Consider the following 22,771-nt stretch of genomic DNA (forward strand, 5'->3'; position numbering starts at 1 on the left):
AATCCTCATCCGAATTTCACACCATTCCAGGAGTAAGCACATGGCCAAGATCATTGGCATCGACCTCGGCACCACCAACTCGTGCGTGGCCATCATGGAGGGCAACAGCACCAAGGTGATCGAGAACGCCGAAGGCGCCCGCACCACGCCGTCCATCATCGCCTATCAGGAAGATGGCGAAGTGCTGGTGGGCGCATCCGCGAAGCGCCAGGCGGTCACCAATCCCCGGAACACGCTGTACGCCGTCAAACGTCTGATTGGCCGCAAGTTCGAAGAAAAAGAGGTCCAGAAGGACATCGACCTCATGCCCTACACCATCGCCAAGGCCGACAACGGCGATGCCTGGGTTGAGGTACGCGGCAAGAAGCTGGCGCCCCCGCAGGTCAGCGCCGAAGTCCTGCGCAAGATGAAGAAGACCGCCGAGGATTACCTGGGCGAACCCGTGACCGAGGCCGTCATCACTGTCCCCGCCTACTTCAACGACGCCCAGCGCCAAGCGACCAAGGATGCCGGTCGCATCGCCGGCCTGGAAGTCAAGCGCATCATCAACGAGCCCACCGCCGCGGCGCTGGCCTTCGGCCTGGATAAGCACGGCAAGGGCGACCGCAAGATCGCCGTCTATGACCTGGGCGGCGGCACCTTCGACATCTCCATCATCGAGATCGCCGACGTGGACGGCGAAATGCAGTTCGAAGTGCTGTCGACCAACGGCGACACCTTCCTGGGCGGCGAAGACTTCGACCAGCGCATCATCGACTACATCATCACCGAGTTCAAGAAAGAGTCCGGCGTCGACCTCACCAAGGACGTGCTGGCCCTGCAGCGCCTGAAGGAAGCCGCCGAGAAGGCCAAGATCGAGTTGTCCTCAAGCACCTCGACCGACGTGAACCTGCCTTACATCACGGCCGACGCTTCGGGTCCCAAGCACCTGAGCATCAAGCTCACGCGCGCCAAGCTCGAAAGCCTGGTGGAAGAGCTGATCGATCGCACCATCGCGCCCTGCCGCACGGCCATCAAGGATGCCGGCGTGGCCGTGGGTGACATCCAGGACGTGATCTTGGTCGGCGGCATGACCCGCATGCCCAAGGTGCAGGACAAGGTCAAGGAGTTCTTCGGCAAGGAGCCTCGCAAGGACGTGAACCCCGACGAAGCCGTGGCGGTTGGCGCCGCCATTCAGGGCCAGGTCCTGAGCGGTGACCGCAAGGACGTGCTGCTGCTCGACGTCACCCCGCTGTCACTCGGCATCGAGACCCTGGGCGGCGTGATGACCAAGATGATCGCCAAGAACACGACCATCCCGACCAAGTTCGCGCAGACCTTCTCCACCGCCGACGACAACCAGCCGGCCGTGACCATCAAGGTCTACCAGGGCGAACGCGAGATGGCGAGCGGCAACAAGTCGCTGGGCGAGTTCAACCTCGAAGGCATCGCGCCAGCGCCGCGCGGCCTGCCGCAAATCGAAGTGGCCTTTGACATCGACGCCAACGGCATCCTGCACGTGAGCGCCAAGGACAAGGGCACCGGCAAGGAAAACAAGATCACCATCAAGGCCAACTCGGGACTGTCCGAGGAGGAAATCCAGAAGATGGTGAAGGATGCCGAGCTCAATGCGGCAGAGGACAAGAAGAAGCTGGAGATCATCCAGGCCCGCAATCAGGCCGATGCCACCGTGCACAGCGTGAAGAAGAGCCTGGACGAACATGGCGGTAAGTTGTCCGAGGCTGAAAAATCCGAAATCGAGACAGCGATCAAGGAAGTGGAAGAGGCCATCAAGGGCGAAGACAAGGCAGTCATCGATGCCAAGACTGAGGCGCTGCTCAAGGCCAGCCAAGTGCTGGGTGAGAAGCTGTATGCCGAACAACAGGCCGCCGCCGCAGGGGCGTCCGCTGCCGCCGGGCAGGCGTCGGACAAGGCCGAGCCGCAAGGCGCGTCGCGGCCCCAGGACGACAACGTGGTGGACGCCGAAGTCAAGGAAGTCCGCAAGTGATGCGGGGCGACGCCCGTCCGGGCTCCATGGACGGGACATCGTCGCCCTGGACGGTGGACGCTGCCGCGTCGGCGCACGGGCCCGTCCCGCGCGCCGACGCGGCGGTTTCGCTGGAAAGAACATCGGAACAAGCAGATGGCAAAGCGTGACTATTACGAAGTCCTGGGTGTCGCCAAAGGCGCCAGCGAGGACGACATCAAGAAGGCCTATCGCAAGCTGGCGATGAAGCACCACCCTGACCGCAACCAGGGCGAAGGTGCCAAGGCGGCGGAGGAGAAGTTCAAGGAGGCCAAGGAAGCCTACGAGATGCTGACGGACGCGCAGAAACGCGCGGCCTATGATCAATACGGTCACGCAGGCGTTGATCCGAACATGCGCGGCGGCACGGACAGCGGCTTTGCCTCGGGAGGTTTCGCGGAAGCCTTTGGCGACATCTTCGGCGACATGTTCGGTCAGCAGCGTGGCGCGCGGGGCGGGCGGCAGGTCTACCGTGGTGGCGATCTGAGCTATGCCATGGAGATCACGCTTGAGGAGGCGGCACGCGGCAAGGACGCGCAGATCCGCATTCCGAGCTGGGACAGCTGCACCACCTGCAGCGGCACCGGCGCCAAGCCGGGCACCCAGGTCAAGACCTGCACCACCTGCCACGGTGCGGGTCAAGTGCAAATGCGCCAGGGCTTCTTCAGCGTTCAGCAGACCTGCCCGCACTGCCAGGGCACCGGCAAGATCATTCCTGAGCCCTGCCCCACCTGTGCTGGCCAGGGCCGCATCAAGCGCCAGAAGACGCTGGAGGTGAAGATCCCCGCCGGCATCGATGACGGCATGCGCATCCGCAGCACGGGCCATGGCGAACCCGGCATCAATGGCGGCCCACCGGGTGATCTGTACATCGAAATCCGGATCAAGAAGCATGACATCTTTGAACGCGATGGCGATGACCTGCACTGCACCGTGCCCATCAGCATCGTGACGGCGTCGCTGGGCGGCGAGATCGAGGTACCGACCTTGCAAGGCAAGGCGGCCATCGACATCCCCGAAGGCACTCAGACCGGCAAACAGTTCCGCCTGCGGGGCAAAGGCATCAAGGACGTGCGTTCCAGCTACCCGGGCGACCTCTATTGCCACATCAGCGTGGAGACGCCAGTCAAGCTCACCGAGGCCCAGCGCAAGCTGCTGCGCGAGCTGGACGATCTGCTGAAAAAAGGTGGCGCCAAGCATTCGCCCAGCCAGGGCGGCTGGGCCGATCGGTTGCGCAGCTTCTTTAGCTGATAGCGACGAGCGCGACCGCCGTCGCGAGGCGAGTGGCTCGAAGCAGGACTTGATGCTCCTCCTGCTCCGAGCCCGTGCTGACGGCGGTGGCTCGCATACCCTTACCCGTGACTCGCGCATGACGCTCCCTGGGCAGGGTAACGCCTTGTTACCCCAAAGCCGTAGGCAAGTTGCGTGAACGGGCCCACAATGACCCGCCATGGCTCTGCGGCTCTTTCACGTCACTGAATTCGCGCAATCGTCCATCTCTCCGGCGGCGCAACGCTCATCCTGGCACCCGACCACGGTGCTGGTACTCATCAGCTTTTGGATCACCGTGGCCGGCAATCTGCCCTTGTGGCGGGAGCTTGCCCGTGCGCCCGAAGCGGCTCTGGCGGGACACGGCATTTTTAGTCTGAGCCTCTATTTCGGCCTGCTCTGCTTCACATCCCTGGGGTTGCTGCTGACGGTGGTGAACTGGGCACCCCTGCTCAAGCTGGTCATCACCGTACTGCTGTGGCTGACCGCCCTCAACACGGAACTACTCTGGACGGGACAGACCGCCCTGCTGCTGGATGCGGCCCACCTGCATGACAACCTGGGCACGCTGATCACGCACATCAGCCGTCGTCCGTGGTGGCAACACCTCCTGTGCCTGGGTCTGCTGGCAGCCGTTCCGACGCTCTGGCTGTGGAACATCAACATCCGCCGAGTGCGCCTGAGCCGGAGGTTCCCACAAAACCTGTTGATGACCTTGTTCTGGGCCATGGGACTCGCCGCCATCTGGTTCATCGGTCGCAATTCGCTCCTGCCCGTACTGCAGAACACGCGCTGGATCGATCTGCTCAGCCCTTTCAATACCTTGCTCAGCTTGGTGCAGTGAAGCCACCTCGATAGCCGACTGATTTACTCGGCTACTCAGGACCCTTTCAGGGCAAACTCTAATATGTGCACCCCCCGCCCACGCTGCGGGACATGGACTTGGCCTCGCTCGCAGGCCGCACAGGGAGTTTGACTTGGATTCCAGTTCGCACCTACAGCCGCCTGTGCCTACGGCGCCACTGAAGCTGACCGTCGAGGCAGCCGTGACCGCGGCGAGCAGCCAACCCACACTGCTCCAGGCCATCTATGACATTTCGCCGGATGGCGTGCTGGTCGTGGACGAAAAGGGAGAGGTTCTGTCCCACAACCTCCCCTTCCTCACCATCTGGAACCTGAGCCCGCGCCTGGCGCGAACGGACGACCCGGCCCCCTCGATCAAGGGCGGCGCCGACCAGACCCTGCTGACGCGGGTGCTGGACCAGATCCAGAACCCCGAGGCCTACCTGGCACGCGTTCAACAGCTGTACGACCACCCGGAACAGGCCGACCGTTGCGAGATCACCCTCAAGGACGGTCGCACCCTGGAACGTCAATCCACCGTGCTGCGCGATGGCCAGCAGCGCTACATGGGCCGGGCCTGGTTCTTCCGTGACATCACCGCGCAGAAGCAGCACGAGGCCGAATTGGTCCGACTCGCGCGTTACGACGCACTCACCGGCGCGGCCAACCGACGCTATTTCCTGGAACGCGCCGACCAGGAATGCACGCGCAGCCGCCGGCATCAGCTTCCCCTTTCCCTGATGCTGGTGGACCTGGATCACTTCAAGCAAATCAACGACCAGTACGGCCACGCCTATGGTGACGAAGCCCTCAAGCAGTTCAGCGCCGTGGTGCGCGGCCGCTTGCGTGACAGCGACTTGCTCGCGCGCATCGGTGGTGAGGAGTTCGTGATCCTCATGCCCAGCACGGCGCTGGCTGGCGCCACGCTGCTGGCCGAACGCCTGCGCTTGGCCATGGCGGACCAGCCCTTGCCCGTCATCGACCACCTGCTGCCGGTACGTTTCAGCGCGGGCGTGACCCAGTTCCAGGGCGACGACCTCGACATCGAGACTTGCCTGAAACGCGCGGACGAGGCTATGTACCGGGCCAAGCAATCCGGCAGGGACCGCGTCGAAGCCTACGCCTGAGCCGGTCCAGGCGGGCATTCATGCCCTTTCTGGCGTCATGAATTTTCAGTATTTACTGAAAATTCAGCAAAGTCATGACAGAATGCCGCCATGCCCGACAAGCAACCCCTCGCACCGCTCTCACGGCAGTTCGTCTCGCATTTCGGCGAAATGGGCAGTCGCTGGGGCATCAACCGCACGGTGGGCCAGATCTATGCGCTCATCTTCATTTCTCAACGCCCGCTGAATGCGGACGACATCGCCGAGACGCTGGAGTTTTCCCGCTCGAACGTGAGCATGGGCTTGAAGGAACTGCAAGCCTGGCGGCTGGTCTACCTTCGCCATCAGCCCGGGGATCGTCGCGAATACTTCGAGGCGCCAGCCGATGTCTGGGAAATCTTCCGCGTGCTGGCCGAGGAGCGCCGCCGCCGGGAGATCGAGCCCACGCTGTCCATGCTGCGCATGGCCCTGCTGGAAGAGCCCGGCAGCGAGGCCGAACGCCACGCCCAGGAACGCATGCGCCAAATGCACGAGCTGATCGACCGGCTCATGACCTGGTTTGACGACGTGCAGAAACTGAGCAACGAAACCGCGCTGCAGCTCATGGGCATGGGCAGCGCCGTGACCAAGGTGCTCGAATTCAAGGACCGCGTGACGGGACGTGCGCCCCGACGTGATCCGGACAACCGGAGGAAATGACCATGGACGCCCTGCTCGCCTCGCGCATACAGTTTGCAGCCAACATCAGCTTTCACATTCTTTTTCCGACCATCACCATCGCCTTGTGCTGGCTGTTGCTGTTCTTCCGCATCCGCCAGTCCCTCGCCACCCGGCGCGAGGGCGCCGAGAGCGCGAACGCACTGGCCTGGGAGCAGGCCTATTTCTTCTGGACCAAGGTCTTCGCCCTGACCTTCGCGCTGGGCGTGGTCTCGGGCATCACCATGAGTTTCCAGTTCGGCACCAACTGGCCCGGTTTCATGGAGCGCACCGGCAACATCGCTGGGCCTCTGCTGGGTTATGAGGTGCTCACGGCCTTTTTCCTTGAAGCCACTTTCCTGGGCATCATGCTGTTCGGGCGAGGCAGGGTCTCGGAACGCACGCATTTCATCGCCACGCTGCTGGTGGCGCTGGGCACCACGCTGTCGGCCTTCTGGATCCTGGCGCTCAATTCCTGGATGCAGACCCCTGCAGGCTACACCCTCATCGATGGCCGTTTCCACGCACAGGACTGGTGGTCCATCGTCTTCAATCCTTCGTTCCCCTACCGCCTGGGCCACAAGCTGCTCGCCTCGGCGCTGACGGCCTCCTTTCTGATGGCCGGACTGAGCGCCTGGCAACTGCTGCGCCGCACGGCCACGCCGGGCACGCACAAAGCCCTGCGCACGGCCATCGTGACGGCGGCCGTCGCCATCCCGTTGCAGATCTGGATGGGGGACCTGCACGGCCTCAACACCCTGGCCCACCAACCCGCCAAGATCGCCGCCATCGAAGGCATTTGGCACACCGAACGCGGCGCGCCCCTCACCTTGTTGGGCTGGCCCAGCGAAAAGGAAGGCCGCACCTTGTACGCCGTGCAGATTCCCAAGGGAGCCAGCCTCATCCTCGCGCATGACGCCAACGCAGAACTGCAGGGTCTGGAGGCCTTCCCCGGCCAACACCCGCCGGTGGCCCCGGTCTTCTGGAGCTTCCGCGTGATGGTCGGCCTGGGCCTGCTGATGCTGGCCGTGGCCTGGCTCTCGGCCTGGAAGCTGTATCGGGTCGGCAGCGCCGGGCTGCCCCGCTACTGGCTCTGGACGCTGGCGGCCATGACCTTCTCCGGCTGGGTGGCCACGCTGGCGGGCTGGTACGTGACCGAGATCGGTCGCCAACCCTGGATCGTCTACGGCCTGCTGCGCACGGCCGACGTCGTGGCCGACCACGCCACGGGCATGGTCGCGACCACGCTGGTGGCCTATCTGCTGGTCTACGCCCTGCTGCTGCTGGCCTACGTCGGTGTTCTGAAGTACATGGCCGAACACCCTGCCCCCGCTTCCCCCCCGCCCGGCGCAACGCAACCCGCCGTGGCCCGAACACAACAAGCCTGAGAAGGAAACGACCATGGGTCTGCCGCTGAACTGGGCCACTGTGCTCCCCTTGATCTTCATGGCCGTGATGGGTCTGGCGCTGCTGGTCTACGTCGTGCTCGACGGCTACGACCTCGGGGTCGGCTTGTTGCTGCCCTTCGCCAACGATGCCGAGAAAGACTTGATGGTGTCGAGCATCGGCCCGTTCTGGGACGCGAACGAAACCTGGCTGGTGCTGGGCGTGGGGGTGCTGCTGGTGGCCTTTCCCTTGGCCCACGGCATCGTGCTCTCGGCGCTGTACCTGCCGGTGGCGCTGATGCTGATCGGCCTGATCCTGCGCGGCGTGGCCTTCGATTTCCGGGTCAAGGCACCCGCCGGCCACAAGACGCTGTGGAACCGCCTGTTCGCGCTGGGCTCTCTGCTGGCTTCGCTGGCCCAAGGCTGGATGCTGGGCAGCTACCTGACCGGCTTCGACACCGCTCCCTTCGCCTTGCTGTTCTCGGTCGGCATCGCCATCACGCTGCCCACGGCCTATGCCCTGCTGGGCGCCGGCTGGCTGCTGATGAAGACCGAAGGCGAATTGCGCATGCGCGCCATGGCCTGGGGCCGGCGTGTGTTCTGGCCCATGGCCGCGGCCCTGGGCGCGATTTCCCTCGCCACGCCGCTGGCGAGTCCGGCGGTCTATGCCAAGTGGTTCGTGCTGCCTGAGTTCTTCGCCCTGCTGCCCATCCCGCTGGCCAGCGCCGCCGCTCTGGCCGCGGCCTGGCTGGTGCTGCACCGCCCGCGCGTGGTGGAGGCCGGTTACGGCTGGATTGTCTTCGTCGCCACCGTCATCGTCTTCGTACTGGCCTTCTTCGGTCTGGCCTACAGCCTCTACCCCTACATCGTGGTGGACCGGCTGACGGTCTGGCAGGCGGCGAGCGCGACCGAGTCGCTGGTAGTCCTGCTGATCGGTGTTGCCATCACCCTGCCCGCCATCATCGCTTACACCATCTTCATGTACCGTGTGTTCTGGGGACGGGCGGGCGCCTTGAGCTACGGCCCGTCGACCGGGGCGTGAGACGGCGCCTGCCTGACCACGGCCTCTCGACCACCACGCTGTCCTTCATCGACCGTGCTCAGGCCGAGCGGGACGACTCCCGGTTCACGCGGGCACCCCAGGCCAACAGGGCCAGCGCGATGGCGATCAAGGGCAGCATCAGGGCATTGATGACATTCCAGCCCGCGCTGCCCAACAGACTGCCCGAGCCAAAGGAGGCCAGGGCCACCACGCCGAACATCAGAAAATCGTTGAAGGCCTGCACCCTGGCCCGTTCAGACGGATTGTCCTGGCGGTATGCATCCGTGAGCAGCGCCGTGGCGCCGACAAAGCCGAAGTTCCAGCCCAGGCCCAGCAGCACCAGCGAGCCCCAGAAGTGCAGCAACTCCAGTCCGGCCAGCGCGAGCAGCCCAGACGCTGCAATCAAGAGCAGGCCTGCCGCGGTGACCTGGGTCTTGCCAAAGCGCACGATCAGGCGCCCCGTGAAAAAACTGGGCGCGAACATGGCCAGCACATGCCACTGGATGCCCAGCGCCGCCTCGCCCACGGTGTGGCCGCAACCCACCATGGCCATGGGCGCCGCCGTCATGATGAAGGCCATCAAACCGTAGGACACCACGCCGGCCGAGACGGCCACGATGAAACGCGGGTTGCGCGCGACCTCTACCACCGACCTCGCGACATCGCCTGACGCCCCGCTTGCGGAAGTGGTCGCCAGACCCCGTGGCATGCGCAGCGCCAGCAACAGAGGCAAGGCCAGCAGTGCCAGCGCGGCCTGCGCCACGAAGCTGCCCGCGAAGGGCGCGCCAGGCCAGGCCTCGCGCGTCCAGATCACGGTCTGCGGTCCGATGATGGCGGCCAGCAGGCCTCCGATCATGATGAGCGAGATGGCCTGGGCACGTTGTGATGGCGCCACGGCATCGGCCGCCGCGAAGCGGTAGCTCTGCACATTGGCTCCGTAATAGCCTGCGAGGGCCGTGCCCAGGCAGAACAGCAGAAAACTGCCTTGCACGATTCCCGTCGCGGCCACGCCCGCAGACAGCACCGCCACGAGCGCACCCAGCACATAAGCCGCGCGTCGCCCCAGGCGGCGCATCAGGAAGGCCGCGGGCAAGGTCGACAAGGCCAGCCCTAGGTTGTAGAGACTCACCGGCAAGGTGGCCAAGGCGGGACGGCTGGCCAGCATCTGTCCCACGATCCCTCCGAGAGAAATGATGATGGGCGCCGAAGCGGCGCCCAGGGACTGCGCGGCGATCAGCAAGGTCATGTTGCGGCGCGCGACGACGTTCAAGGCAGGCGGGGTCATGCAGGCAGCTTCAGAGGGATTTTGAGGTAAGACACGCCATTGTCCTCGGCGGCGGGCAGGCGGCCCGCCCGGATGTTGACCTGGATGGACGGCAGCAGCAGGGTCGGCGCGGCGAGCGTGGCATCGCGCCGTCGACGCAGGGCCACGAATTGCGCCTCGCTCACGCCGACGTGCACATGGATGTTGCGCGCGCGCTGCTCAGCCACGGTGCTCTCCCAGGCTCGGACGTCGCGCCCAGGCGCGAGGTAGTCGTGGCACATGAAGAGCCGCGTCGTGGGCGCCAGTGCCAACAGGCGCTGGATCGACCGGTACAGCACGGCCGCGTCACCCCCCGGGAAGTCCGCCCGCGCGGTGCCGTAGTCCGGCATGAACAAAGTGTCGCCCACGAACACGGCATCGCCAATCCGGTAGGACACGCAGGCCGGGGTATGGCCCGGGGTGTGCAGTACTTCCACCGTCAGCCCCCCCAGCGCGAAGGTTTCACCGTCGCGGAACAGGTGGTCGAACTCGCGGCCATCGCCCGACACGTCGTTCAGATTGAAAACGTCCCGGAAGATGGCCTGCACCTGGGTGATGTGCTCGCCCATGGCCACTGGCGCACGCGTGTGCCGCTGCACATACGGCGCGGCGCTGAGGTGATCGGCGTGCGCATGGGTTTCGAGGATCCAGATGATCTGCAGTCCCCCTTCATGCGCGGCGGCCAGCACGCGGTCGGCCGACCCCGTGGACACCTTGCCGCTGCGGGGGTCGTAATCCAGCACGGGATCGATCACGGCGGCCTGTCTCGTCTCCGGATCGGAGACCAGGTAGGTGATGGTGTGGGTGGCCTCGTCAAAGAAAGGCTGGATGACAACGCTGGCTTGCATGGCAGAGCTCCGATTCAGACCGTGACACGATCATCATTCCACCTGGGGATACCACGCGGCGGTCTTAAGCAGATGGCCCGGCACACCGCAACGGCTTCAGCAGCCACCGCGCACGCCGAAACGGCGCAGGATGGACTCCATCAGGCACCACTGGGTCAATCCGCTTTGCAGCAGGTTCAAGCCGACGAAGGCGGTGAACGCAAGCCACCAGGCACTGAGGAACAGGGGGCTGCCAGGCACACCCAGTGCCAGGGACAGCAGAACGAATAATCCGGCAATGATGCGAACGAGGCGCCAGGAAGTCATGAAGTTCTCCTTGATGAGGTTGAGGGTAGATGGAATCAGGGGGCCGCGACATCCGCCGCAGTGGATCCGCTTGGTTCATGCGTCTTGCGGTAGGCCGCGTAATACAGGGTTGGAATGACCACCAGCGTCAGCACGGTGGAGACCAGGATGCCGAAGATCAACGCGATGGCCAGGCCATTGAAGATCGGGTCATCGAGGATGAAGAAGGCCCCGGCCATCGCGGCCATTCCCGTCAGCAGGATGGGTTGTGCGCGCGTCGCCGCGGACTGCACCACGGCCTCGGCGAAGTCCACGCCCTCGGCCAAGCGCAGGTGGATGTAGTCCACCAGCAGGATGGAATTGCGCACGATGATGCCGGCCAGCGCGATCATGCCGATCATGCTGGTGGCGGTGAACTGCGCGCCCAGCAGTGCATGGCCTGGCATGACGCCGATGACCGTGAGCGGGATGGGCGCCATGATGATCAGCGGCGTGAGGTAGGAGCCAAACTGCGCCACGACCAGCAAGTAGATCAGGATCAGGCCCACGGCATACGCCAGACCCATGTCGCGGAAGGTCTCGTAGGTGATCTGCCATTCGCCGTCCCATTTGATCGCATAGCCGCGCAGCGTGTCATCCGGCTGGGCCACGAAATGCTCGTTCAGCACGCCACCGCCCGGTGGACTGATGCGCAGGATGTCCGCGCGCGCGGCGAACATGCCGTAGATCGGACTGTCCAGCTTGCCCGCCATGTCGGCGACGACGTAGTTCACCGGTAGCAGATCCTTGTGGTAGATCGGCTGCTCACGCCGTGCGTCCACCACGCGGGTCAACTCGCGGATCGGCACCAGGTGCGCCCCGGTCGCCGCTCCCGCACCGCGCACCGGCAACTGCAACAAGGCGTCCAGGTCACCATGGCGTTCGGCGGGCAATTGCAGCACCACCGGCGTCGGGTACTTGCTGCCGTCATGCAGCCAGGTGACCGCTTCACCCGCCAGACCGGCACGCAGCGCGGCGACGATGTCGGTCTGCGCGACACCGGCGAGGGCCGCCTTGGCACGGTCCACCAGCAGCAACTGGCGCGGCGCCGACGCGATGGCGCTCTCGTCCACGTCCACCACGCCCGGCGTGGCTTTCAGAATCTCACGCACTTGGCGAGCCACCGCCTGGCGCCCCTCGGCCTCGGGCCCGTAGATTTCCGCCACGATGGGCGCCAGCACCGGGGGACCGGGCGGCACTTCGACCACCTTGACGTTGGCGCCATGGCGCGCACCGATTTCTTGCAGGGCTGGCCGCAGACGCATGGCGATGGCGTGGCTCTGGGCATGGCGATGGGTCTTGTCGACGAGGTTGACCTGCAAGTCCCCCACCTCACCGCCGGTGCGCAGGTCGTATTGACGCACCAGGCCATTGAAGTTGATGGGCGAGGCCGTGCCTGCGTAGGCCTGGTAGTCGCTGACCTCGGGCACCGTGGCCAGATGGGCACCCAGCTCACGCAAGGTGGCAGCGGTGTGTTCCAGCGGCGTTCCCGCCGGCATGTCCACCACGATCTGAATCTCAGACTTGTTGTCGAAGGGCAGCATCTTGAGCTGCACCCAGCCGAGCACGGGCAGCAAGACCGAAAGCAGAATCAAGGCCAGGATGCCCAGCGCCATCTGCCGCCGCTTGGCCGCACCGCGCCGCGCATCCAGCAGCGGTGCGAACAGCTTGCGGAAGAAGGGGTCCAGGCGCGCGCCCAGGCCATGAGGGGTGGCGTGTCCCGCGGGCCCGTGACTGGACGCCGGTTTCATCCACAGGCGCGCCAGCCACGGCGTGACGACGAAGGCGATGGCCAGCGAGAGCAGCATGCCCATGCTGGCATTGATGGGGATGGGGCTCATGTAGGGCCCCATCAGACCGCTCACGAAGGCCATGGGCAGCAAGGCCGCGATGACGGTCAGCGTCGCCAGGATGGTCGGACCGCCGACTTCATCGACCGCGCCGGGAATCAGTTCGACCAAGGTCTTGTGAGGGTGCAGGGCTTGGTGGCGATGGATGTTCTCCACCACGACGATCGCATCGTCCACCAGGATGCCGATGGAAAAAATCAGCGCGAACAGCGATACCCGGTTGAGCGTGAAGCCCCAGGCCCACGACGCGAACAGCGTCACGGTCAAGGTCAGCAGCACGGCCGAACCCACGATGGCGGCTTCGCGCCGCCCCAGGGCGAAGAACACCAGCGCCACCACCGAGGCCGTGGCAAACAGCAGCTTCTGGATCAGCTTCACGGCCTTGTCATTGGCCGTCGCGCCATAGTTGCGGGTCACGGCCACCTGAACGTCCGAGGGAATCACGGTGTTCTTGAGCGACTCGACGCGTGCGATGGCGGCACTGGCCACATCGATGGCGTTCTCACCGGGCTTCTTGGTCAGCGTCACGGTGACGGCCGGGTATTCACCTCCCGAGGGGCCCTCCTGCTCGGTCGGGATGCCGTGCCAGACATAGGACTGCGGGGGCGGCGGACCATCGCTGACGGCAGCAATGTCGCGCAGGTAGACCGGGCGCCTGTCCGTGGCGGTGCCGCGGGCAGCGACCACCAAGGCACCCACGTCCTCGGCGCGCCCCAGCCAGGGGCCGGCTTCGAGCGCGACGGACCGATTGGCGGTGATCAATTCACCCACCGCCGCGCCCGCGTTGGCGGAAAGAAGCACGCCACGCACGTCCGCCACGCTCACGCCCGCGGTAGCCATGCGCGCCGGATCAAGCTGCACCCGCACCGCACGGCCCGGCCCTCCGAGGGTACGAACGTCCTTGGTGCCCGGCACGCGCTTGAGTTCGACCTCCATGGCGTGGGCCACGCGCTCCAGATCGAAGGCGCTGACTTCCGGCCGCCGGTCGAACAGGGTCAGGCTGATGATGGGCACGTCGTCGATGCCCTTGGGTCGGACGATGGGCGTCAGCGCCCCCAGATTGGCGGGCAGCCAGTCGGCGTGGTCACGCAGCGTGTCGTGCAGGCGCACCAGTGCCTCCTCCTGCGCAACCCCCACCTTGAACTGCACCGTCAAGACCGCCGCGCCCGGGCGCGACACCGACATCACATGCTCCACACCCGCCATGCGGGACAGCACCTGCTCACCCGGCGTCGCGATGACCTGCTCCACATCCCGCACGGAAGCGCCCGGGAATGGCACGATCACATTGGCCATGGTCACGTCGATCTGCGGCTCCTCCTCGCGCGGCGTGACACCGATGGCAAAGACACCGAGCAGCAGGGCCAGCAAGGCCAGCAAGGGTGTGATCTGAGCCGACTGGAACAAAGCGGCGACGCGGCCCGAGACGCCGAGACGAGGGGCGCCGGTGCGGGAGTCAGAAGAAGGATGCGACATGGCGGCCTCTTTCTCATCAAGGCAGGCGCGTGGCCCGCTGCGCGTCGATCACGACCCGATCGCCCTCGCCCACACCGCTGAGGATTTCAACGCGATCGCCGTCCACCGGTCCCGTGCGCACCTGGCGCAGGCGCGGCTGAGACGCGACATCCAAGACATAGACACCGGTCATCTCGCCGCGACGCACCAGGGCGGTGGCGGGCACGAAAATCCGGCCCGCTCCGGCGCCCACTTCGCTCTGCGGTACGGAGAGCCAGACGCGCACATACGTGCCCGGTGCGACATGCGCCAAATCGCGAACCTCCTTGGGCAGGTCGAAACGCAGACGGGTGGTTTGCGTGAGCGGATCGACCGTGGGCAACAGCTGCGCATCACGGGTCACTCGCACCGGGTACCCCTCCAACTCGTATCGCACCAGCGGCATCGTGCCCGCCGCCAGACCCGCGAACAGCGTCTGCGGCACAGCGGCGGTGACGCGCAGGGCGGTCGGGTCGTACACCGTCAGCAAGGGACGGCCTGGCATGGCCATGTCACCCAGCGACACGGGCACTTCGCGCACCACGCCGGCATAGGGCGCGGTCAGCAGATAGAAATCGGTCTGCACCTGGCTGGCACGGGCCTGGGCCTGGGCCCGATCCAGCGCGCCCTGACTGATGTACTGCTGATCGAACAAGCTGCGCTGACGTTCGTACTCGCGCGTCGCCACATCGCGCTCGACCTGGGCCGCTTGTGCGTCGATGCGCAGCAGCACCTGACCCGCCCGCACCCGGTCGCCCGCCTTCACGCGCAGATCGACGATCGCGCCTTGCACCTGGGCAGACAGGGTGGTCTCGCGGACGGCCTCGACCATGGCCTCCAAGTCGACCCAGCGCGGCTGGTTCGCGGCGCGGACGATGACAAAAGCGGGCACGGCCGCGCCATCCGCGCCCGCGGCACGCGGCGCCTGCGCACGATTCGGCATGGCCGTGGTCAGCGCGAAGAGTGCAACGGTGCCAAGCAGGGCGACACGGCGGAACAGGATGGAAGTGGGTCGCATGATCGGATTCCATGACCAAACATCAATGGCCCGCATTATTCCATCATTTGCGCAATTGCGCAAATGATTAAAAAGCGTATCATCTGGTCCATGTCGTTCACAGGCCGTCCCAACTTACCGAAAACCGAGCCCGGCATGGAATCCATGCCGCTGGCAGCACTTCAGGAGATCGCGGCCTACTTTCAGGCCTTGTCCGAACCCACGCGATTGATGATCCTGAATCAGCTGCGCGTGGGCGAAGCCAACGTCAGCGAACTGGCACAGGTTTGCAGTTGCAGCGTGGCCAATGTCTCTCGGCATCTGAGCCTGCTGTCCAAGCACGGCCTGGTGGAGCGCGACAGTCGGGGTGCCAACGCCTACTACCGGATCGCCGATCCCTCGGTCAACGCCTTGTGTGACTTGGTTTGCGGCAACATCGCACGCCATCTGGAACGGGGCGAGACACGGCGCAATGCCTTCATGCGTCCCGGCGGTTGACACCGACGGACGCGCAAGAGAAAAGAAAAGGCCCGGTCAGACCGGGCCATGGTGGTAGGGCAAGCAGTGTCGCCGTCGCTCAGACGACAGCGTTCGACGGGGCCAGCAGTCGGGCGCGCGCCGCCTGGTACTCGCGCGTCAACTGTCCAATGTAGTTCGCCGCGCCTTGCACACGGCCGATCGCCCCGATGCCCTGGCCCGAACCCCAGATGTCCTTCCAGGCCTTCTTGGCATCGCCGCCGAAGTTCATCTTGCTTGGATCGCTCTCAGGCAAGTGATCCGGGTCCAGCCCCGCCGCGCGGATGCTGGGCTTGAGGTAGTTGCCATGCACGCCCGTGAACAGGTTGCTGTAGACGATGTCGTCGCTTGTGCCATCCACGATGGCCTGCTTGTAGGCGTCCACGGCGCGCGCCTCCAGCGTAGCGATGAAGGCCGTGCCGATGTAGGCGAAGTCCGCGCCCATGGCTTGGGCGGCCAGGACGGAGGCGCCGGTCGAGATGGAACCTGACAAGGCCAGCGGCCCGTCGAACCATTGACGGATTTCCTGCACCAGGGCGAAGGGGCTCTTGGTGCCCGCGTGCCCGCCCGCGCCCGCAGCGACGGCGATCAGGCCGTCCGCGCCTTTCTCGATCGCCTTGTGCGCATAGGCGTTGTTGATCACGTCGTGCAGCACCACCGCGCCATAGCTGTGCGCGGCCTGGTTGATCTCCTCGCGTGCCCCCAGCGAGGTGATGTAGAGCGGCACCTTGTACTTCACGCACAAGGCCATGTCTTGCTCGAGGCGCTCGTTGCTTTTATGCACGATCTGGTTGATCGCGAAGGGCGCGGCGGGGCGATCCGGGTGCGCCTTGTCCCAGGCGGCCAAGGCTTCGGTGATCTCGGCCAGCCACTCGTCCAATTGCGAAGCTGGCCGCGCGTTCAAGGCGGGCATGGAACCGACAATGCCGGCTTGGCATTGGGCGATCACGAGTTGCGGGTTGCTGATGATGAAGAGCGGCGAGCCGATGACGGGCAGGCGCAGCTTGCTGAAGACAGCGGGAAGTCGGGACATGGGCTTAGCGTCTCCGTGGATGTTTTTCGTGGCTCTGAACCTGATCAGCCTCAGAAGGCTTCCAAGGGCAGCGCGGTCACGCTGGCCGCGCCTTCGACGATGGCGGCTCGCTGGCCCGCCGTGCGCGGCAGGATGTGCTCAGCGTAGAAGCGTGCGGTCGTGATCTTGCCTTGCATGAAGGCTTGGTCCTCGGCTTGGTTCGCCTGGGCGGCCAGCAGGGCGCGGGCCAGTTGCCAACCCGCCATCAGATTGCCGGCCAGCATCAGGTAAGGCACGCTGCCCGCGTAGACCGCGTTCGGATCCTGCTGGGCAACCAAGAACTCCACCACGTCCACGAAGGCCGCGCGCGCGGCGGCCAGGTGCCGGGCCACGGCCAGCGCGTCCGCGCCGCCCTGGCGCTTGAGCTCAGCCTCGGTGCTCTCAACCTGCGCGGCGATGGCCTTGGCGGTCTGACCGCCATCGCGCAGGGTCTTGCGGCCCACGAGGTCATTGGCCTGGATGGCGGTGGTGCCTTCGTAGATGGTCAGGATCTTGGCATCGCGGTAATGCTGGGCCGCGCCGGTTTCCTCGATGAAGCCCATACCGCCGTGCACCTGCACGCCCAGTGAGGTCACTTCCAGGCTCATCTCCGTGCTGTAGCCCTTGACCAGGGGCACGAGGAATTCGTAGAAGGTCTGGTTCTGCTTGCGCGCCTCGGCGTCTGGATGGCGGTGCGCGGCGTCGTAAGCGGCGGCGGCCACGCTGGCCATGGCACGGCAGCCTTCGATCAGTGCGCGCGCGGTCATCAGCATGCGCCGCACGTCCGGGTGGTGGATGATGGCCGCGCTGGCCTTGATACTGCCATCCACCGGGCGGCTCTGCACGCGGTCCTTGGCGTAGGTCACCGCCTGCTGGTAGGCGCGCTCGGCCACGGCGATGCCCTGCACGCCCACGGCGTAGCGGGCCGCGTTCATCATGATGAACATGTACTCGAGGCCGCGGTTCTCCTGGCCCACGAGGTAGCCCACGGCCCCCCCTGGTCGCCGTACTGCAGCACGGCGGTCGGGCTGGCCTTGATGCCCATCTTGTGCTCGATGCTCAGGCACTGCACGTCATTGCGCTGACCCAGCGAGCCATCCTGGTTCACCAGGAACTTGGGCACGAGGAAGAGGCTGATGCCCTTGATGCCCTCGGGAGCACCCGTCACGCGCGCCAACACCAGATGGGCGATGTTGTCCACCATGTCGTGCTCACCGTAGGTGATGAAGATCTTGGTGCCGAAAACCTTGTAGCTGCCATCGGGCTGCGGCTCGGCACGGCTGCGCACCAGGGCCAGGTCGCTCCCGGCCTGCGGCTCGGTCAGGTTCATGGTGCCGGTCCACTCGCCGCTGACCAGCTTTTCCAGGTAGGTCGCCTTGAGTTCGTCCGATCCCGCAGTCAGCAGGGCTTCGATGGCACCGTCGGTCAGCAAGGGGCACAGCGCGAAGCTCAGATTGGCGCTGTTGACCATCTCGATGCAGGCGGCGCCGATGGCCTTGGGCAGGCCCTGGCCACCGAAGTCCACCGGATGCTGCAGACCTTGCCAGCCGCCCTGGGCGAACTGGCGGAAGGCGTCCTTGAACCCCGGCGTGGTCGTGACGACGCCGTCCTTCCAGCTCGAAGGCTGGACGTCCCCCGCACGGTTCAGCGGGGCGACGACCTGTTCGTTGAATTTGGCAGCTTCTTCCAGCACGGCCTGGGCCGTCTCGAACCCCGCGTCTTCGAAACCGGGCAGGCTGGCGATGTCGTCGATCCGCGCGAGGTGACGCAGATTGAACAGCATGTCTTTCAGGGGCGCCTTGTAGCTCATGGTCTTTGTCTCCGGAAACAAAAAAGGGGCGTCACGGCGACGTGACGCCCCGCGTGCACTCGATCAGAGCGCCTTGACCAGTTCGGGCACGGCCACGAACAGATCGGCTTCGAGGCCGTAATCGGCCACGCTGAAGATCGGGGCTTCGGGGTCCTTGTTGATCGCCACGATCACCTTGGAGTCCTTCATGCCCGCCAAGTGCTGGATCGCGCCGCTGATGCCCGCCGCGATGTAGAGCTGCGGCGCGACGATCTTGCCGGTCTGTCCGACCTGCAGGTCGTTGGGCGCGTAACCCGCGTCCACCGCTGCGCGCGACGCACCGATGGCCGCGCCCAGCTTGTCGGCCAGCGGGGTCATCACTTCGTTGAATTTCTCGCTTGAACCCAGGGCGCGGCCACCGGACACGATGATCTTGGCGGCTGTCAGGTCGGGACGGTCATTCTTCGCGATTTCCGAGCCAAGGAAGCTGCTCTTGCCGCTGTCCGCGACCGCTGCAGAACTTTCCACCGCAGCCGAGCCACCCGTGGTCGCCGCCGGGTCAAAGCCCGTGGTACGCACGGTGATGACTTTCACCTTGTCCGCGCTCTGCACGGTGGCGATCGCGTTGCCCGCATAGATGGGACGCTCGAACGTGTCCACGCTGATGACCTTGCTCACGTCGCTGATCTGGGCCACGTCCAGCTTGGCCGCCACGCGCGGCGCGACGTTCTTGCCCGAAGCTGTGGCCGGGAACAGGATGTGGCTGTAACTGCCAGCGATGGCAAGCACCTGAGCCGCGACGTTCTCGGCCAGACCATGTTCCAGCCCTGCAGCATCGGCGTGGATGACCTTGGTGACGCCGGCGATCTTGGCAGCGGCATCGGCTGCGGCCTTGGCATTGAAGCCCGCCACCAGCACATGCACCTCACCGCCCAGTTGCGCGGCGGCGGTCACGGTGTTGAGGGTCGCGCCCTTGATGGACGCATGGTCGTGTTCGGCAATAACGAGAGAAGTCATTTTCAATCCTTGATGTATCTGGTGCCCCTTCCAGGGAACCCGTGGGACCGGCTTTGCCGGACCACTGGGTTCGTCCCCTTGAGGGGAAGGCGGCCGTCAGGCCGACTCAGGGGTGTTAGATAACTTTCGCTTCGTTCTTCAGCTTGGCCACCAGGGTTGCCACATCGGGCACCTTCACGCCAGCGCCGCGCTTGGGCGGCTCGCTGACCTTCAGGGTCTTCAGGCGCGGCTTCACGTCGACGCCCAGGTCCTCGGGCTTGACCGTGTCGAGCTGCTTCTTCTTGGCCTTCATGATGTTGGGCAACGTCACGTAACGCGGCTCGTTCAAACGCAGGTCGGTCGTGATGATGGCGGGCAGCGTGATGGACAGCGTTTCCAGGCCCCCATCGACTTCGCGCGTGACCTTGGCCCGGCCATCGGCCACTTCCACCTTGGAGGCGAAGGTGGCCTGCGGCAGATCGGCCAGGGCGGCCAGCATCTGGCCGGTCTGGTTGGCGTCGTCGTCGATGGCCTGCTTGCCCAGAATCACCAGGCCGGGCTGTTCCTTGTCCACCAGGGCCTTGAGCAGCTTGGCCACGGCCAGGGGCTGCAGTTCCTCGGCCGTCTCGACCAGGATGGCCCGGTCCGCGCCAATGGCCATGGCCGTGCGCAGCGTTTCCTGGCACTGCGCCACCCCGCAGGAGACGGCGATCACCTCGGTCACCACGCCCTTTTCCTTCAGGCGCACGGCCTCTTCGACGGCGATTTCGTCAAAGGGGTTCATGCTCATCTTGACGTTGGCGATGTCCACACCGGTGCTGTCCGCCTTGACGCGGACCTTGACGTTGTAGTCCACCACGCGCTTGACGGGGACGAGGACTTTCATGCGCTCTCTCCTGCAGTAAATTGAAAAATAGAACGACCGTGCGATTTCTGTGAGGCCGCATTCTAAACGGAGCTTTTGCCCTCGCCCTCGGTCCGCCTGGGATGCGAAGGGGTTTCGTCCCGCCAATGCACCACGCGCTGCGGATAAGGAATGTCAATTTCCGCATCCCGCAAGGATTGCAGGATGCGCAGATTGATGGCCGAACGCAGGGCACCGTGGCCGGCCTCCGGGTCGTCGATCGTGAAAGCCAGCGAAAACTCCAGTCCATCGGCGCCAAAGTTGTCCAGCGTCGCCACGGGTATCGGCGTTCTGCGTACCCGGGGCTGCTCCAGCGCAGCGTCCACGAGGATTTGCATCACCTGGGCCGGATCGCTGTCGTAACCAACCGCGATCTTGAGGCTCAGCCACACATACGTGCCTGGCGACAGGTTCTCGACCCGCTGCGTGATGAACAGCTCATTGGGCACGACGGTCTCGCGGCCATTGAGCGCGCGGATGAGCGTGTAGCGCGTCTTGATGTCCGTCACCACGCCCTCGAAGCCGTCCACCCGCACCATGTCACCGATGCGCAGGGAGCGCTCCAGCAGGATCACGAAACCACTGACGTAGTTGGCCGCCAGCTTCTGCAGGCCAAACCCCAGACCGACCCCCAGCGCGCCGCCGAGCACCGAGAGCGCGGTCAGGTCCACACCCACGGCGGACAGGGCGAACAGCAGGCCGATGAACAGCAGGCCGGCACGGATCGCGTTGGCCGCGATCTTGCGCATGGACAGATCGCCCACGCCGCCGCACAGGATGCGCTTTTCCAGCGTGGCCGAGATCCAGAGCACCACCACCAGCATCAGCGACGAGGAGATCGCGCCCTCGAAGATGGTGCGCAGGCTGATGCGCGTCTGTCCGAAGGCGAAGGTGATGTCCTCCATCTCGGCCTGCACCGCAGGCAGCAAACCCGTGATCCACAACACGGCACCGGCCCAGGCCAGCCAGGAGACGGACTGCTCGATGAACTTCACCGAGGCCGACTCGGGGAAGGAGGCCCGCAGCACGCGCACGAACAGACGGATGACGGCCAGCGACACGAAGATGGGCAAGGCCACCTTGAGCAGCAGCACGGGTTGGTAGAGCGCCACGCCATGGCGCGCCGCGTAGATCAGCAGCAAGGTCAGCAGGGGAAACAGCAGGCCATCGATGGTGTGCTGCCCGAACCAGACCGAATCGGACTTGGGTGACTCGCTCTTCTGTCCCGCGCCGTCCCGCACGCTCCCACGCCCCACGCGGTATCCCGCGTACCGGGCCACGCCCCAGGCCAGACCCAGGCAGGCCAGCAAGATCAGGGCTTCGATCCAGACGACGGCCTCGTCCCACTCATTCAATAGATTTCGAAGTTCGGTGATTTCCATATCCGTGCATTACACATCCGCCAACACGCGCACATGGGCTTCCACGCTGCGCCCCAGAGCACTGAGGTTGTAGCCACCTTCAAGGCAGGAGACGATGCGCCCCTTGCCATGGCGGCGGGCCACGTCCATCAGCCGTTCGGTGATCCAGGCGTAGTCGGCCTCGACCAGGCCGAGCTGGCCCATGTCGTCCTCGCGGTGGGAATCGAAGCCCGCGCTGATGAAGATCATCTCCGGCCGGTGCGCTTCCAGGCGCGGCATCCAGTAGGTCTCGACCAATTCGCGGATTTCCAGGCCCTTGGTGTAGGCCGGCACGGGCAGGTTGACCATATTGTCCGCGCTCGGGATCTCCCCCGTGTTGGGATAGAAGGGATGTTGGAAGAAGCTGGCCATCAGGATGCGCTCATCGCCCGCGATGATGTCCTCGGTGCCATTGCCGTGGTGCACGTCGAAGTCCACGATGGCCACGCGCCTGAGACCGTGACGCTCCAGCGCGTACTTCGCGGCGACGGCCACGTTGTTGATGAAGCAAAAACCCATGGCCCTGCTGCGCATGGCATGGTGACCCGGCGGGCGCACGGCGCAAAAAGCATTCTGCAACTCGCCCGCGATCACCGCGTCGGTGGCCGCCATGGCCGCGCCCGCGCTGCGCAGGATGGCGTCCCAGGTGGCGATGTTCATAGAGGTGTCGGGATCGATCGCGGCGTAGCGCGGCCCCCCCGCGGCCTCGTCGTCGGCCAGGGTGGCGCACAGGCCGCGCAGCGCGGCGATGTGCATGCGTTCGTGCGCCAGCTCCAGTTCGTCGAGCGACGCGATCGGCGCTTCGACGCGGGTCAGGGCCACGTCCAGGCCACTGGCGATCAGCCGGTCCTCGATCGCAGCCAGTCGCTCCGGGCACTCGGGATGGTCCGGTCCCATCTCGTGCTTGCGGCAATCGCCGTGGGTGTAATAACCGGTTCCGCTCATGACGCCTT

18 protein-coding genes and 1 pseudogene are annotated in these 22,771 nt (G+C 65.2%); 8 read left to right on the forward strand and 11 right to left on the reverse strand.

From position 1 onward, the window contains the following. The first annotated feature begins 40 nt into the window (after positions 1–40). The 7 genes from dnaK (at position 41) to DW355_RS15745 (ending at position 8,346) form a co-directional block, all read left to right on the forward strand. Entirely contained in the window at positions 41–1,987 is a 1,947-nt protein-coding gene (gene dnaK, locus DW355_RS15715) for a molecular chaperone DnaK (RefSeq protein ID WP_131281478.1), read from the forward strand. A gap of 135 nt (positions 1,988–2,122) precedes the next feature. Further along, the gene (dnaJ, locus tag DW355_RS15720) at positions 2,123–3,256 is read left to right on the forward strand and encodes a molecular chaperone DnaJ (protein WP_131281480.1); all 1,134 of its coding nucleotides are present in this window, start codon (positions 2,123–2,125) and stop codon (positions 3,254–3,256) included. Positions 3,257–3,455: 199 nt separating this feature from the next. After that, positions 3,456–4,118, forward strand: a complete 663-nt coding sequence (locus DW355_RS15725; RefSeq protein WP_131281482.1) for a phosphoethanolamine transferase domain-containing protein — start codon at positions 3,456–3,458, stop codon at positions 4,116–4,118. Between the two features lie 133 nt (positions 4,119–4,251). Next, positions 4,252–5,244 (forward strand): sensor domain-containing diguanylate cyclase, encoded by a 993-nt coding sequence (locus tag DW355_RS15730; RefSeq protein ID WP_131281484.1) that lies wholly within the window; start codon positions 4,252–4,254, stop codon positions 5,242–5,244. Positions 5,245–5,334: 90 nt separating this feature from the next. After that, the gene (locus DW355_RS15735) at positions 5,335–5,922 is read left to right on the forward strand and encodes a GbsR/MarR family transcriptional regulator (protein ID WP_131281486.1); all 588 of its coding nucleotides are present in this window, start codon (positions 5,335–5,337) and stop codon (positions 5,920–5,922) included. 2 nt (positions 5,923–5,924) lie between these two features. Next, positions 5,925–7,307, forward strand: a complete 1,383-nt coding sequence (locus DW355_RS15740) for a cytochrome ubiquinol oxidase subunit I (protein ID WP_131281488.1) — start codon at positions 5,925–5,927, stop codon at positions 7,305–7,307. A 13-nt stretch (positions 7,308–7,320) separates the two neighbouring features. After that, positions 7,321–8,346, forward strand: coding sequence for a cytochrome d ubiquinol oxidase subunit II (locus DW355_RS15745; protein ID WP_131281490.1), 1,026 nt, complete (start codon positions 7,321–7,323; stop codon positions 8,344–8,346). Between the two features lie 58 nt (positions 8,347–8,404). On the opposite strand, the gene DW355_RS15750 is transcribed toward DW355_RS15745, so the two are convergent. The 5 genes from DW355_RS15750 to DW355_RS15770 all read right to left on the reverse strand — a co-directional run bounded on the left by DW355_RS15750 (position 8,405) and on the right by DW355_RS15770 (position 15,183). Further along, the gene (locus tag DW355_RS15750) at positions 8,405–9,631 is read right to left on the reverse strand and encodes an MFS transporter (RefSeq protein ID WP_131281492.1); all 1,227 of its coding nucleotides are present in this window, start codon (positions 9,629–9,631) and stop codon (positions 8,405–8,407) included. Next, on the reverse strand, positions 9,628–10,497 hold the full coding sequence (locus tag DW355_RS15755; protein WP_131281494.1) for an MBL fold metallo-hydrolase: 870 nt from the start codon (positions 10,495–10,497) through the stop codon (positions 9,628–9,630). The genes DW355_RS15750 and DW355_RS15755 overlap by 4 nt, the downstream gene beginning before the upstream one ends. A 96-nt stretch (positions 10,498–10,593) precedes the next feature. After that, a complete protein-coding gene (locus DW355_RS15760) occupies positions 10,594–10,803 on the reverse strand; it encodes a YgaP family membrane protein (protein ID WP_131281496.1) in 210 nt (69 codons plus the stop codon). Positions 10,804–10,838: 35 nt separating this feature from the next. Continuing rightward, positions 10,839–14,147 carry an efflux RND transporter permease subunit gene (locus DW355_RS15765; RefSeq protein ID WP_131281498.1) on the reverse strand — a complete coding sequence of 1,103 codons (3,309 nt, stop codon included), beginning with the start codon at positions 14,145–14,147 and terminating at the stop codon, positions 10,839–10,841. Between the two features lie 16 nt (positions 14,148–14,163). Then, entirely contained in the window at positions 14,164–15,183 is a 1,020-nt protein-coding gene (locus DW355_RS15770; RefSeq protein WP_131281500.1) for an efflux RND transporter periplasmic adaptor subunit, read from the reverse strand. Between the two features lie 135 nt (positions 15,184–15,318). Between DW355_RS15770 and DW355_RS15775 the strand changes: the two genes are divergently transcribed. After that, the gene (locus DW355_RS15775) at positions 15,319–15,660 is read left to right on the forward strand and encodes an ArsR/SmtB family transcription factor (RefSeq protein ID WP_131281502.1); all 342 of its coding nucleotides are present in this window, start codon (positions 15,319–15,321) and stop codon (positions 15,658–15,660) included. Positions 15,661–15,739: 79 nt separating this feature from the next. On the opposite strand, the gene DW355_RS15780 is transcribed toward DW355_RS15775, so the two are convergent. The 6 genes and pseudogenes from DW355_RS15780 to DW355_RS15805 form a co-directional block, all read right to left on the reverse strand. Beyond that, positions 15,740–16,711, reverse strand: coding sequence for an NAD(P)H-dependent flavin oxidoreductase (locus tag DW355_RS15780; RefSeq protein WP_131281504.1), 972 nt, complete (start codon positions 16,709–16,711; stop codon positions 15,740–15,742). Between the two features lie 50 nt (positions 16,712–16,761). After that, positions 16,762–18,539, reverse strand: a pseudogene (locus DW355_RS15785) (acyl-CoA dehydrogenase). A gap of 63 nt (positions 18,540–18,602) precedes the next feature. Further along, entirely contained in the window at positions 18,603–19,535 is a 933-nt protein-coding gene (locus DW355_RS15790; protein WP_131281506.1) for an electron transfer flavoprotein subunit alpha/FixB family protein, read from the reverse strand. Positions 19,536–19,650: 115 nt separating this feature from the next. After that, a complete protein-coding gene (locus DW355_RS15795) occupies positions 19,651–20,400 on the reverse strand; it encodes an electron transfer flavoprotein subunit beta/FixA family protein (RefSeq protein WP_131281508.1) in 750 nt (249 codons plus the stop codon). Between the two features lie 62 nt (positions 20,401–20,462). After that, a complete protein-coding gene (locus tag DW355_RS15800) occupies positions 20,463–21,800 on the reverse strand; it encodes a mechanosensitive ion channel family protein (protein ID WP_131281510.1) in 1,338 nt (445 codons plus the stop codon). Between the two features lie 9 nt (positions 21,801–21,809). Next, positions 21,810–22,763, reverse strand: a complete 954-nt coding sequence (locus DW355_RS15805) for a histone deacetylase family protein (RefSeq protein WP_131282805.1) — start codon at positions 22,761–22,763, stop codon at positions 21,810–21,812. Positions 22,764–22,771 lie beyond the last annotated feature (8 nt).

The organism is Hylemonella gracilis (assembly GCF_004328645.1).
Classification (GTDB): domain Bacteria; phylum Pseudomonadota; class Gammaproteobacteria; order Burkholderiales; family Burkholderiaceae_C; genus Hylemonella; species Hylemonella gracilis_B.